A 14,633-nucleotide genomic window follows, 5' to 3' on the forward strand; every position below is an offset into this window, starting at 1 on the left:
ATCATCTACTGAAACTTTCCGCTGTGAGAAAAGTGCCTGAAACACAAATGTTTCAGGCACTCGGGAGTTTTGAGACCTTAGGCTCAAAACTAAGTCATGGAACTTCTTAGAAGTTCGCTGACGTCCAGACTCACCTAAGGAAAGTTTCTAAGATGACTTTGTCTTCAATCTGAGATCCTCGCCGTCACGAGGATCTTTTTTTACAATTTCTTTTTTAATTCGGCGACTGCCATCATGACTTCCATCGGAGTCATATTGTAGAGATCCAGATTCTTCAATTCCGTGATCACTGTATTTTCTGCCTCCTCCTCAAAGAGGGACATTTGTTCAGCAACCTGTGAAGGTGCTTCTTTTTTAGGAGTTGCATCCACAAGCGGTACTTGCTGGGCTTGTCCTTCGAGCTTGGTCAAAATCGCATCCGCCCGCTTCAACAACTCTTCTGGCAAACCAGCGATCTTTGCTACGTGAATCCCATAGGACTTATCCGCTGGACCGGGTTCAATCTTGTGCAAAAAGGTGACCTGTCCCTCTCGCTCCAAGGTCGCGACATGGACATTTTCCAACCGGGACAGGGTCTCTGAGAGAGCTGTCAACTCATGGTAATGGGTCGCAAACAAGGTCTTAGCACCGGTACGATCGTGGATGTATTCGATGATGGACTGGGCAAGAGCCATTCCATCATAGGTCGCCGTTCCGCGTCCCAACTCATCAAATAAAATCAAGGACTGGGGCGTTGCCTTGCGAATAGCGTGATTGGCCTCCATCATTTCTACCATAAAGGTAGACTGACCCGATACCAGGTCATCAGCAGCTCCGATCCGGGTATAGATCGCATCAAAGATTGGCAACTCAGCCTTTTGCGCTGGAACATAGGAGCCGATTTGCGCAAGAATCACAATGATCGCCAATTGGCGCATATAGGTAGACTTCCCGCTCATGTTTGGCCCTGTAATCAACTGAATATCCCGTTCTTCATCCATAAAGATGCTATTAGGAATATAGGACTGGGCTCCCATGACTTTCTCGACAACTGGATGGCGACCTTTGTCGATTTCAATTCGTCGCTCTTCATGAAAAAGGGGGCGATTCAACTGTTGCGACTCAGCAACACTGGCCAAACTTTGTAAAACATCAACCGTTGCAATCGCCTGAGCCAACTGTTGCAAACGCTGGATATATTTGCCAACTTCTTCACGAATCCGCATAAAAATCGTATATTCAAGATTAGCAGACTTCTCACGCGCCTCAAGCATATCTCCTTCGATACGTGCCAATTCCTCCGTACCAAAGCGTTCTGAATTTTTCAAGGTCGCCTTGCGGAAAAAATGAGCAGGAACGTGGCTCAATTGAGAATTGGTGACATGGAAATAGTAGCCATCCTTCTTGTTATAATCAATTTTCAAACCGGTAATGCCACTAGCTTCGCGCTCCTTGGCTTCAATCTCTGCAATCCAACCAGTACCATCCCGAAGAACAACACGGTACTGGTCCAATTGCTCGTCAAAACCGGTACGGATGATATTTCCCTCTGTAATAACAGCAGACGCTTCCGGAGCAATAGCAGATGTAATCAAGCGGTGCAATTCGGGAAGTTCATCCAAGCGTGCAATCAAGACATCCAAGACCGGATCACCAATCCCTAGTAAAATCGATTTGATCGTCGGCACATGCCCCAGAGTATCTCCTAGTTGCAAGAGATCCTTAGGATTGATTTTACCAAAGGAAACCCGGCTCGCTAAGCGTTCAATATCATAAACCCCTTTGAGGCTGTCGGTCAGGTCACTCCGTTCAAAGAAATGATCCATAAAGACCTGAATGATGTCCTGACGCTCTCGAATCCGTTTCAAATCGACCAAGGGTTTCTGAATCCAGGACCGCAACAAACGACCTCCCATGGCCGTCTTGGTTTCATCCAAATACCAATACAAGCTACCATGTTTCTTCCCAGTCCGAGCATTCTCTGTCAAATCCAGACTAGCCTTAGTCGCAAAGTCCATTTGTAAGAAATCACAAATCTCATAATGATGGGCTTTTTTGAGGTGACTCAATTCCCGCATTTGGGTCTGGTGGACATACTGGAGAAGTTTTCCAGCCGTTTTCTTTTCGAGCTCACTCAGATGATCCCCTAAAAGTTGGACATCGTCCAGCGCTGTCTCTACATGTGACAGCAAGAGATTCATCTGGCTCACAAAAACACGTTCTTCCTGTTCTGGCAACTCATAACCCAGGACCACCTCACGCGCACGTAAATTGCGGATTTCTCCGCAAACCATGCTGAAGTCATTGAGGGTCGTCACCTGAAACTCCCCTGTCACCAAATCCATATAGGCTAGCCCATAGTCATTCCCTGAACGGTCCAAAGCAACCAGAAAGTTATTCTCACTATCTGGCTTGGTCGAATCCACCACTGTACCCGGCGTGATCACCTGTACGACTTCACGCTTAACGACCCCCTTGGCTTCTTTGGGATCTTCCATTTGTTCCGCAATCGCTACCTTATACCCCTGTTCGATGAGAACATCAATATACTGCTGGGCCGAGTGGTAGGGAACACCCGCCATGGGAATCGGATTCTCTGCATTTTTATTCCGTGAGGTTAAGGAAATCTCTAAAATTTGAGCTGCATTCACTGCATCTTCATAAAATAATTCGTAAAAATCTCCCATTCGAAACAGCAAAAAGGCATCCGGATAGTTTTTTTTGATATCTAGATACTGCTGCATTCCAGGGGATATTTTTTCTACTGTCATACTTCTTTATTCCTTACTGTTGCATCATTTTCTGACACAAGCTCCATAGATGAAAACAGGAGTAGATAGCTCACTATCTTCCTCCTTTTGACATCTTGATGGGGTATTCTCTTTTTCTTTAAGGGCTTGATTACTGCATCATCCCTAAAATTTCATTTTGAATTTCAATGGCTGCATCTTGGTCTCGACAGACAATCAAGAGGGTATTGGCCCCTGCTACTGTTCCCAAAATACGCTCATCTGACATCTCATCTACACCATTGGCCAAGAGAGCTGCTTCTCCTAGCTCTGTCCGCAAGACCAAGGTGAATTCTGCCCGTGAGACAGACTTGGCATGGCTGGACAACATAATATAAATCTCTGCCACCTCAGGCTCATTTGGCAAAATATAATACAATTGATCTTTTCGCTTCACCTTGACCAGACCTAGATCCCGCAAATCACGTGAGAGGGTCGTTTGCGTTACTGCAATTCCTTTTGCTTCTAAACGATCCTGAATCTCTTTTTGCGTGGACAGTTTTTCATTTCGAATCATCTGTTGAATCAAAAGGTGTCGTTCTGTCTTTTTCATTGGACCTCCACTTTTGAATAAATATACTTTAAATTATACCAAAAAAATTGAAAATTCGCTCAGAATTGTGTTAAAATAATAGTTAAAAGGACTAAGGAGCTAATATGAACAATAAAGAACTCATTGCTAGTGAATTGGCCAAAGTGATTGACTCTCTTGACCAAGATGCTATTTTAAACTTGCTTGAACAACCAAAATCATCTGATCTTGGTGACATTGCTTTTCCAGCCTTCTCACTTGCAAAAGTGGAACGCAAGGCTCCTCAAGCAATCGCTGCAGACATTGCTGAAAAGATCAACCAAAGCGCCTTTGAAAAAGTCGTTGCAACTGGACCTTACGTGAACTTCTTCTTAGATAAATCTAAGATCTCTGATCAGGTGATCAAATCTGTCATCGAAGCAGGTGCAGACTACGGCCAACAAGACGAAGGACATGGTCAAAACATTACCATCGACCTTTCAAGCCCAAACATCGCAAAACCATTCTCAGTTGGTCACTTGCGTTCAACTGTTATCGGGGATGCTCTTTCAAACATCTTCCGCAAAATGGGCTACAACACGATTAAAATCAACCACTTGGGAGACTGGGGCAAACAGTTTGGTCTCTTGATGGTCGCTTATAAAAAATGGGGTAGCAAGGAAGCTGTCGAAGCCAACCCAATCGATGAATTGCTAAAACTTTACGTTCGTATCAATGCTGAAATTGAAAACGATCCTGAGCTTGATGAAGAAGGACGTCTCTGGTTCAAAAAATTGGAAGATGGAGATCCAGAAGCGACTGAATTGTGGCAATGGTTCCGTGACGAAAGCTTGGTGGAATTCAACCGTATCTACAAACTCCTTGGTGTTGAGTTTGATAGCTTAAACGGGGAAGCTTTCTACAATGACAAGATGGATGAAGCTGTCCAAATCCTTGAAGAAAAAGGCTTGTTGAAAGAATCTAAAGGAGCTAGCATCGTTGAGTTGGATGATGTGAACCTTCCACCAGCTATGATTAAGAAATCAGACGGTGCCACTCTTTATATCACTCGTGATATCGCAACCGCTATCTACCGTGCACGGACTTACAACTTTGTGAAAAACATCTACGCCGTAGGTCAAGAACAATCCAACCACTTCCGTCAGTTGAAAGCTGTTTTGAAGAAAATGGGATTTGACTGGAGCGATGATATGGTTCACGTTGACTTTGGTTTGGTGACAAAAAACCGCCAAAAATTGTCAACTCGTAAAGGAAATATCATCCTGCTCGAACCAACTCTTCAAGAAGCTATCTCTCGTGCCAAAGCTCAGATCGAAGAGAAGAATCCTGAACTTGAAAACAAAGAAGAAGTGGCACATGCAGTCGGTGTTGGTGCGGTTAAATTCTACGATTTGAAGACAGACCGTCGCAACGGGTATGACTTTGACCTTGAAGCCATGGTATCCTTCGAAGGAGAAACTGGACCTTACGTTCAATACGCTTATGCTCGTATCCAATCCATCCTTCGCAAAGCCAACTTCACTCCATCAACAGATGCAACTTACAGCTTGAGCGACCCAGAAAGCTGGGAAATTATCAAGCTTCTCCAAGACTTCTCTCGTGTTGTCAAACGTGCCGCTGAAAACTATGACCCATCCTTGATCGCTAAATATGCGATTAACTTGGCTCAAGCCTTCAACAAGTACTATGCTCACACTCGTATCTTGGATGAAAGCCCAGAACGCGATAGCCGTCTTGCTCTTAGCTACTCAACAGCAGTTGTTTTGAAAGAAGCCCTTCGCTTACTTGGTGTCGATGCACCTGAGAAAATGTAATTTCTTATCTAATGATTGATAAGTAGAACATCTCTTATGGGAGTGAGAAAGAACTAAATGCATTTAAAATTAGTTCTTTCTCACTCCTTTTCTCATGTCCATACTCGGATTTTCGAAGAGACAACATTTCACACATCCATTTTTATCTGGGAGAACCCTATGAATCAAACCGTTTACATCTTAATCCTCATCAGTTTAGTGATCCTCTTTTTATTTAACAAGTACGAAAGAGAAAAACTCCAACGGCTCCTACAAGAACAACTTTTGAAAGACCAAACCTTCAAAAAGAGTATCAAGGAAAAAATCCAACAGACCGATAACATCAACGATGTCATTCATGCCATCAACAAGGACTATCGATTAGGTCTTTTACTTGCCAAAGAAATTATAGAGAAATTAAAATAAACCGTAAAAAAGAGAGTGGGACAGAAATCGGTAATTCGTTAGAATTCGATTTCGTCGTCCCACCTCCGCACAGTTGAGTAGGGCTGTAAAAGCTGATGAAATCAGCGTAGTAGAGCCCACTCAACCACTGCGTCTTGCTCGACAATCCAAAAACAATTAAGAGGCTAGGACTTTTGTCCCAGCCTCTCTTTATTTTACAGATGATACAGATCTTCTACAATCGCAGCTACTTTTTTAATATCCCCTAGCATCCCTCGCATCTCAAAGTCTGCTAGCATAGGGAAACCAAAGCGTTGACTGTACTGCTTGGCCGTTAGGCAATATTGATTATTGAAGTTGCGGTTTCCAGATCCTACAACACCCAAGCATTTAGTGGCATTGTCTCCGTAGGCAATAAAGTCTGCTACATCGGTCGTTAAAATCTCCACATCCCCATTATCAACACCATTTCCTCCTTCTAGATAGGTAGGCAAAAAGGTGATAAAAGGATTGGTCATTTCAAAAAAGGGCTGGCCCTCTTTGACCAGGTCTTTCACATGAACTTTCTCGATTTCAAGTTCAGGATGGGCTTCCAGCAAATAGTCACTTAAACGGCGGACAAAACTCTCTGTATTCCCGCTCAAGCTAATATAAACAAAGGATACTTTCATCTTTTTTCTCCAATCAAGAAGCTCTCTTAACCTCTAAGAGAGCTCCATTCACACTCTTTATGATGCCTTAGCTTGATCTTTTCTCAAGCGCAAGGTTTTATACAAGATAATCCCAAAAAAGAGAAGGTTCAAAGCAGTCAAGAGTAACAAAGCAAGGAATGAAGATGCTAGATATCGTTGACGAAGCGCTGAGTTTGAAAAACTAGCTAATAGTGGACGTCCTGCAAAATAATTATAGCAAGAGAATACTTGGTTTAGCAAAATCTGCCCCAAATAAGTATAATGGGCTGTTAGCAGATCCTCCTTCATAAAGAGGAAATAGAAAGTTGCAAGCAAAGCAATAAGAATCAGCGAAACAAATAAAAATGCAAGCGGAGACTGATTGGCTTGCGCTGATTTGCCATAATAGGCTAAGTAGTCCGCCTTGTCTTGAGCTGTCGTTAAGCCAAGTTGTTTTGCAAAATCATCTGTCAATTCAAAGCTCTTTGAAGCTCCGAAGGTAGAGACAGCTGAAGTTAGGGTTCCAACCGTTGAGAAAAATAACAGGATATACAGATAGATGGGTTTCTTTTTCATACACACTCCTTTTCATTTCTTACACACTATTATATCGCGATACAGATAGAAAGGCAAGCGCCTCAAACCATGGAAGCACCCGCCTGATCACTGATACGTTCAAATGAAATTCATTTGGAAAATAATGTGTGCAAAAGATGAAAAAGACATCGCAACTGTATAATTGGAATGATTAGAGATCTAACGGAGTCCTATAAACTTTCATTCGAACAGGACTAGTATAGCTGATTTTCCTCTATTTCAGTCATTTGTTTCTATTCTGCTTCATTTCGACACGATTTGGTCTTTAAAAGCTATATTCTTTCCTTGTCCAAGAACTATTCTGTCATTTTTCACAACTATTTGGTCATCACTCCATCAAAAAAGTCAGAAGGACTTGCCTTCTGACTTTCTTTATTTAGATGAATGAACGAAAGAAATAAGAATTAATCCTCTTTTTTCTTGCTAGCAAGACCCAATCCAAGCAATCCAGCCATCGCACCTGCAAGAACAGCTGCAGCTGAGCTTTCTGTACCTGTATTTGGAAGCGCAGGTGTTTGTCGTTGCGCAGGTTCTACAGGCTGTTCCGGAACTTCAGGAGTTGGTTTGGTTGGAACCTCTGGAGTTGGTGGAACAATTGGTGTTGGTGGGTTGTATGGAGTTGGTGGAGTTGGAGGAACTGGTGTCGGTGGGGTTGGAATGTCTGTTTCCGTTACCACTTTATTCTTATGCCATTTCACTTCAGCTTCTGGTTTCACCGGTTTCGTATTTGGAACGACTTCAGGAGTCGGTGGGGTTGGTTTGGTTGGTGGAGTTGGAGCCTTTGGTTCCTTCACATCGACCGTAATGACAGTATACTTAGGTGCTGTTGGCGGAGTTGGTGATTTAGGTTCTTCTGGTTTTGTTGGCTCTGCAGGAAGGTTTTCAACGGTAATCGTTGGTGGAGTTGGTGGGGTTGGTTCGGTTGGTTTTGTTGGCTCTTTCGGTTCTTCACCTGGCTCTTTCGGAAGACCTACATTTGAGTTGATGGCAAACCAGTAAACCGTTGGCTGACCAGCCGCATTGGCCCCATTGGCCGTAAATACCAAGTGACCATCAGACATCTTCAAGCCTGCTCCACCGTAATAAAGATATTTAGAAGATGGATTATCCCAACCTTCAAGAGTTGAAGATGTTTCCCCGTTAAAGACGGAACCATGTTCAATATATTGGTTATCCTTGAAAGAAGTTACTTCTTTAGTAGCCGCATCATAAGAAACACTTGAGTTTGGAATTGGAATAAATTTATTGTTTCCAACATTTACAGACTCTTGGTGGTCTACTGTTTCGAATTTCTTCTTAGGTGTGAACGTAATTTGACCAGTCGTTGCATCTACTTTGTATGATCCGAGAACGTCATCCTTACCTTCAAAGGTAAATTCTTCCGTTCCAATGGAATGAACACTTCCTGAACCTGAAGCATTCACAGTTAAGGCATCTGTTACTTCTTCCTTCTCAGGAGTTGTACCTGGTGCCCATTTACCGGCTTCAACTTCTACATAACCATAGGTCTGTTTCACAATTTTAAGAGGATTGTCCGCTGAAATGGAAACAGTGGCATCACCAAAATTTGCTCTTCCTGTTTTAACCTTCACTTCATTGTTTTCAATGCTCATTGACGAACCATCTGCATACGGATCCCATGTACCCCGTACAGTGTTGCCATCTTTATCTTTGGCTTCTACTGTAAGGGCACGAGGTTTATCTCCACTATCTACATAGGAAGCACCTGTCCAGTGGTTGAGGGAGTTCAACGCTACAATCGCATTATGTTGAGTCAAATCAAATTTTTTGCCATCCCCATCATAAAATTCAACATCGACAGCCACTTTAACAGGTTTGTCTTGGTCTGTTGAAGCACCGACTGTAAGGGTTACCGTTGGGTCCGCACTAACTGCAGCAATCCCTTTGCCATCATTTGATGGGAGACTCAAAATCTCATATCGGTAAATCACACGTTTGATTGGATGCATATCCGTATCTTCACGCATGCTAGACTGATTCAAGTTATCATAGGTCACAACAAATTTGTCGCCTTCCTTCACTTGAATGTACTCAGTCTCATTATTCGCCCAAGGACTGGTTGCTACAATATCTGCAGCTTCCAATTTATTGGAATCATACTGATGTACATTACTTGTATTCAAACGAGCTTGAGCATCACGAGTGAGATAAGTGCTGATGCCGTCAATAGTGTGCGTTGCTCCACCTTCACGTTGGAAGGTCAAATCTTGGACAGTTGACACATTTTTAAGGTCAGCATACGCATTGTCTGTCATATATTTGTCGTATGCTTGTTTCGCGTCCGTATATTGTTTTTTAGCAATTTCGTATTCAGCTAATTTCTTTTGATAAGCAATATAGTCATTTTCATACTGTGCTTTTTTAACATTGTATGTGTTAAGATCAGCGTCGTATTTTTTCTTGGCAGCATCTTCTTCTGCTTTCTTAGCAACTAACTTACTATAAGCTTCTTTATCTTTATCGTATTGCGTTTTCTTAGCTATGTATTCTTGTAAATCTTTGTCATATTGCGCTTTAGCTGTATTGTAAACAGCCATTTCCGCATCGTACTTAGCTTTTGCTTCTGCATTAGCTTGATCCGCTGCTGCTTTCTCTGCTACTTTGGCATCATAAGCTGCTTTTTTAGCATTGTACTCTTCTAAAGCTTTATCATAAGCTGCCTTTTCCTGATTGTACTTTGCTGCTTTCTTTTGGTAATCTGCTTCCGCGTCTGCATTTCTCTTTTCAATCAATGTGATTTCTTGAGATTTTGCTTCATACTCAGCTTTTGCCCTTTTGTAGTTTTCAACTACTGTGTTGATTTCAGCCGTTTGAGCTTTATTATCTGCTTCTGCTGCTACGATAGATGGTTGGACTTTTTCAGCTTCTTCTGTAACGGTCACACCTTCTGTAGCTGCAGCAGCTTTTGCTTTTTCAAGTTCTGGTGATTCTACATAAGTCGTCGTAACTGTTTTATTTCCTTCTATCACAGTTGTAGATGTCAACTTAGAACTTGTTGCAACAGCTGCATCGCTTGTTGCTGTATCCGTAGTAGTCGCTTCAGTTGCAGGTGCTGTTGCTTCATCTGCTTTCACTTCTGCTCCGTAGGTATTAACAGTAGCCAATCCAGCGATGGCTAGTGAAACGACACCGACTGATAACTTACGAATTGAAAATTTTTCCTGCTTCGAAACATGTTCACGATAGCTTTTCATTTTCAAAACTCTCCTTTTTTGTTTAAAAAAATCTCACTGTAGAGGCAAAAATATGCTACTTCCAGTTAACTTCATTGTATCACAATCAACCATTTTTATATATTTGTCAATTTAATTTTTTATTTTACTTTAAATATATAACAACTTGAATCTCCAAACTTTCCTTTCCTTCCCCATCTTTAGTTGAAAATATATGCAAACGCCTTTGAAAAAGTCCTTTATTTTCAAGGGTTTTCAAGGCACTTTCTCTTTTTATAAATTTCACCGGAAGGCTTTTTAAGGGGAATTATTTTTTTATACCAATAAATTAGATTTGAAGACTGAAATAAAAATTATGTAATTTTTCCCTTTAGGGGTTGCAAAATTCAAAAAAACAACACTTTTTGCAGAGTGTCCATTCCCTAAACTAGCTCCATTTCTTCTCCCAAATAAGAAGTAATGAAAAAGACCAAGGTCTTATGGACCTTGGTCTAACAACTAATGATTAGTTTAAGTGCCAGATATCTTCATTGTACTGAGCGATCGTACGGTCAGATGAGAAGAATCCTGCTTTAGCAATGTTTACGATAACTTGATCCAACCATGCATCACGGTCTTCGTAATCAGCCAACATGCGTTCTTTGGTTACAATGTAGTCTTCCAAGTCAAGAAGAGTCATGAACCAGTCTTTGTTGATCAATTCCTTGTGAAGACGAGTCAAGCGTTCCTTGTTACCAACTGCAAGAACGGCATCGCTGATAATGAAGTCTACCAATGGTTTGATAGCTTCACGTTCATAGAGGTCCGCTGATTTGTATGCTGATTTCTCATATAGATCGATTACAGTTTCTGAATCTTCACCGAAGATGTAGATGTTGTCACGTCCAACCAATTCAGCGATTTCCACGTTTGCTCCATCCATAGTACCAAGTGTTAACGCACCATTCAACATGAATTTCATGTTACCAGTACCTGAAGCTTCCTTAGAAGCAAGGGAGATTTGCTCAGAAATATCGCTAGCTGGAATCAAGTAGCTTGCAGCAGTCACGTTGTAGTTTTCTACCATAACGACTTGCAAGTGTGGAGCTACTGCTGGATCGTTTGCAATCACTTCAGACAAGCAAAGGATCAAGTGGATGATATCTTGTGCAATAGTGTAGGCAGGAGCTGCTTTACCACCAAAGAGAACAGTGATTGGACGAGCAGGGATATTTCCAGCTTTGATGTCCAAGTATTTGTGGATCACATACAAAGCATTCATTTGTTGACGTTTGTATTCGTGAAGACGTTTGATTTGGGTATCAAAGATAGAGTTAGGATTGATTTCCACACCTTGATGGTCTTTCAAGAAACGAGCCAATTTCCGTTTGTTGTGAGACTTGATGTTTTCCAATTTTGCTTTGACTGCATCTTTATCTTCATAAGAAAGAAGGTCTTCCAATTTAGATGCATCATGGTGCCAGTCACGTCCGAGGATCTCATCCAAGTAATGTGACAAGGTTGGGTTGGCATGCATGAGCCAACGACGGAAGGTGATACCGTTTGTTTTGTTATTGAATTTTTCAGGGTAAATGTCATAGAAGGCTTTCAACTCAGAATTCTTCAAAATCTCAGTGTGAAGAGCGGCAACCCCATTTACGCTGTATCCATAGTGGATATCCATGTGTGCCATGTGTACGCGATCATTCTCATCGATGATTTGAACAGCTGGATCTTTGTATTCAGCACGAACACGGCGGTCCAATTCTTCAATGATCGGAACCAAGTGAGGAACCACTTCTTGTAAGAACTCAAGTGGCCATTTTTCAAGGGCTTCCGCAAGGATTGTGTGGTTGGTGTATGCTGTCATGCTACGTACGATAGAGATCGCTTCATCCATTCCAATACCACGTTCTGTCAAAAGACGGATCAACTCAGGGATGACCATTGATGGGTGAGTATCATTGATTTGTACAACAGCATAGTCAGCAAGGTCATGCAAGTTGCTTCCTTTTTCGATGGCTTCGTCGATGATCAATTGAGCACCGTTTGATACCATGAAGTATTGTTGGAAGATACGGAGCAATTCCCCTTGACGGTTACTATCATCTGGATACAAGAAGAGGGTCAAGTTGCGAGCGATATCTGTCTTGTCAAAACTAATGCCATCTTCAATAATAGATGAGTCAACTGAATCCAAGTCGAACAAGCGCAAACGGTTCTTCGTATCAACCTTGTAACCAGGAACATCAATGTCATAAAGGGTAGAAGTCAATGTGAAGTGTGCAAATGGCACCTTGTAACTACGGCTTGAACGAACAAGCCAGCTTTGGTCAGTCAACCATGCATTTGGAATAGTTTCTTGTTGGTTGTTTTTAAATACTTGTTGGAACAAACCAAAGTGGTAGTTCAAACCAACCCCATCCCCTGTCAAACCAAGACTTGAAATAGAGTCGATAAAGCAGGCTGCCAAACGTCCCAAACCACCGTTACCAAGTGATGGTTCCAATTCCACTTCTTCTACTTCGATCAAGTCTTTACCAGCGTCAGCCAATTCTTTTTTAACATCGTCGTAAAGACCCAAGTTGATCAAGTTATTAGACAAGAGTTTACCGATCAAGAACTCAGCTGAGATGTAGTAAACTTTTTTCTTACCAGTATTCAATTTCTTTTGGGCACTTGCTTGCTTAGTGTAATTAAGCAAAGCAATGTACAATTCTTCATTTGAACATTCTGCAATTGTTTTTTGCTGATGATCAATCACATATTTTTGTAACGATTCCATGTTGGGTATCTCCTTTGTTTCAACATTTTAATAGGGGGAAGTTTGCTGAAATCAGCAAACTTTCTAAAACGATTATTTTTCTGCTTTCTTAACTTCTTTCAAGTCTTTGTTTTCACGACGATAGATCGTAGTGAAATCAAGCAATTCTTGCTCGACAGCTGGAGTCAATTGATCCTCTGTCATCCGCCATGACCAGTTACCACCAAGAGTTGACGGGAAGTTCATCCGAGCTGAACCATCCAATTCGAGCAAGTCTTGCATAGTAGCAATCGCCATGAAGCTGACAGAAGCAAAGACTGTACGAAGCATCGCATGCGGTACAGATTCGTACTCTTTCCGATTAGTATAACGAGCAAGGTACTCACGAGTTGGATCGTCGATTTCATTGCGGTACCATCCAAGAACTGTGTTGTTATCATGTGTTCCTGTATACATCACAGAATTGTTTGGTGCCAAGTGAGGGCTATCGATACTTTCATCGTCCGGATTGAAGGCAAATTGAAGAATCTTCATTCCTGGGAAGCCAGTGCTTTCACGAAGTTCGATGACTTCATCTGTCATAAAGCCAAGGTCCTCAGCGATGATGTTCAAATCACCGAGCTCTTCCTTCACAGCTGCAAAGAGTTTGTAGCCAGGACCTTTAACCCATTTACCTGGTGCTGCTGTATCTGATCCAGCAGGGATTTCCCAGTAAGACTCAAAACCACGGAAGTGGTCGATCCGCACGATGTCGTAGATCTTGAAGCTTTCACGCAAGCGTTCAATCCACCATTGGTAGCCATCTTTGTCCATTGCTTCCCAGTCATAGATTGGGTTCCCCCAAAGTTGACCAGTTGCTGAGAATTCATCTGGCGGGCATCCTGCGATGCAAGTCGCTTTCCCGTTTTTATCTGTTTTGAAGAGATGAGGGTTCGCCCACATGTCACTTGAATCTTCCGCTACATAGATTGGCATATCTCCGACGATTTCAATGTGATGGTCATTGGCATAAGCTTTCAAGGCCAACCATTGTTGGAAGAAGAAGAATTGAGTCACACGATGGTAAGTCAATTGATCCGCCAATTCTTCACGGTATTGAGCCAAAGCTTTTGGTTCACGTGCACGAATAGCTGCATCTGGCCATTCTGTCCAGGCTTTTAACTCAAAGTGTTCTTTGATAGCCATGTATTCTGCAAATAGTTCCAACCAAGAAGCATTGGCTTCGCAAAAGGCTTGGAATTCTTTTTGATCACCTGATTTCAAGAAGTTCGCAACGGCTTTTTCAAGTAGCGGACGACGTTGTTCGAAAACCTTTGCATAATCCACTTGAGTAGGATCTTGACCAAAGTCCACTCCTTTAAGATCTGCTTCTGTCAACAAACCTCGTTCAATCAAAAGATCGAAATCAATAAAATGAGTGTTCCCCGCAAAAGCTGAGAAAGATTGGTATGGAGAATCTCCATAACTAGTTGTACCAAGCGGCAAGATTTGCCAGTAACGTTGCTTGGTCCGAACGAGGAAATCAACAAAATCATATGCTGATTGACCGAATGATCCGATCCCGTATTGTCCAGGAAGGGAAGAAATGTGCATCAAAACACCACTTTGACGTTTTTTCATGGGTTACCACCTCTTTTTATTTCTTTGAAGCCTGCGATTCGGTGCACGGTATGGGTATCGTTGCAGAGTCGTATCCAGCTCTCAAGCGGCTCTACTCTTTGTTAAAAATCGAACAGGCGCAACTCAGTTTACGCAATTTTTGCGAAAACGTTTGCGTACCATGCTATTATAAACTTTTTCCCTATTTTCTGCAAGGGATTTCTTAAAAACTTTTTTAACTTTTTTCAGAATGTCCTCACCCCCTTAGTGTATTCTTTCCTTTGGCTAATGTCAACAAATTTGATGCATTTTATAGAAGAAAGTTCGGAAT

9 protein-coding genes are annotated in these 14,633 nt (G+C 42.0%); 2 read left to right on the forward strand and 7 right to left on the reverse strand.

The features are described 5' to 3' along the window. Nucleotides 1-200: 200 nt before the first annotated feature. Together mutS and argR are read right to left on the reverse strand one after the other, a co-directional pair. Entirely contained in the window at nt 201-2,750 is a 2,550-nt protein-coding gene (gene mutS / locus ACVC7Q_RS07245) for a DNA mismatch repair protein MutS (RefSeq protein ID WP_447265386.1), read from the reverse strand. A 130-nt stretch (nt 2,751-2,880) separates the two neighbouring features. After that, nucleotides 2,881-3,321 (reverse strand): arginine repressor, encoded by a 441-nt coding sequence (argR, locus tag ACVC7Q_RS07250; RefSeq protein WP_003009125.1) that lies wholly within the window; start codon nt 3,319-3,321, stop codon nt 2,881-2,883. Between the two features lie 104 nt (nt 3,322-3,425). Between argR and argS the strand changes: the two genes are divergently transcribed. Further along, the gene (argS, locus tag ACVC7Q_RS07255; RefSeq protein WP_447265387.1) at nt 3,426-5,114 is read left to right on the forward strand and encodes an arginine--tRNA ligase; all 1,689 of its coding nucleotides are present in this window, start codon (nt 3,426-3,428) and stop codon (nt 5,112-5,114) included. 159 nt (nt 5,115-5,273) lie between these two features. Beyond that, complete coding sequence (locus ACVC7Q_RS07260) at nt 5,274-5,519, forward strand: MarR family transcriptional regulator (RefSeq protein WP_447265388.1); 246 nt, start codon at nt 5,274-5,276, stop codon at nt 5,517-5,519. Nucleotides 5,520-5,713: 194 nt separating this feature from the next. Here ACVC7Q_RS07260 and nrdI read toward each other — a convergent pair whose 3' ends face one another. From nrdI to malQ, 5 genes are all read right to left on the reverse strand, one after another. After that, nucleotides 5,714-6,169 carry a class Ib ribonucleoside-diphosphate reductase assembly flavoprotein NrdI gene (gene nrdI / locus ACVC7Q_RS07265; protein ID WP_447265389.1) on the reverse strand — a complete coding sequence of 152 codons (456 nt, stop codon included), beginning with the start codon at nt 6,167-6,169 and terminating at the stop codon, nt 5,714-5,716. A gap of 57 nt (nt 6,170-6,226) precedes the next feature. After that, nucleotides 6,227-6,745 carry an ABC transporter permease gene (locus ACVC7Q_RS07270; protein ID WP_447265390.1) on the reverse strand — a complete coding sequence of 173 codons (519 nt, stop codon included), beginning with the start codon at nt 6,743-6,745 and terminating at the stop codon, nt 6,227-6,229. 425 nt (nt 6,746-7,170) lie between these two features. Then, nucleotides 7,171-9,981, reverse strand: a complete 2,811-nt coding sequence (locus ACVC7Q_RS07275) for a GbpC/Spa domain-containing protein (RefSeq protein ID WP_447265391.1) — start codon at nt 9,979-9,981, stop codon at nt 7,171-7,173. A 484-nt stretch (nt 9,982-10,465) separates the two neighbouring features. Then, nucleotides 10,466-12,724, reverse strand: coding sequence for a glycogen/starch/alpha-glucan family phosphorylase (gene glgP, locus ACVC7Q_RS07280; RefSeq protein ID WP_447265392.1), 2,259 nt, complete (start codon nt 12,722-12,724; stop codon nt 10,466-10,468). Nucleotides 12,725-12,796: 72 nt separating this feature from the next. Further along, nucleotides 12,797-14,323 (reverse strand): 4-alpha-glucanotransferase, encoded by a 1,527-nt coding sequence (gene malQ, locus ACVC7Q_RS07285; protein ID WP_447265393.1) that lies wholly within the window; start codon nt 14,321-14,323, stop codon nt 12,797-12,799. Nucleotides 14,324-14,633 lie beyond the last annotated feature (310 nt).

The organism is Streptococcus sp. W151 (assembly GCF_053010205.1).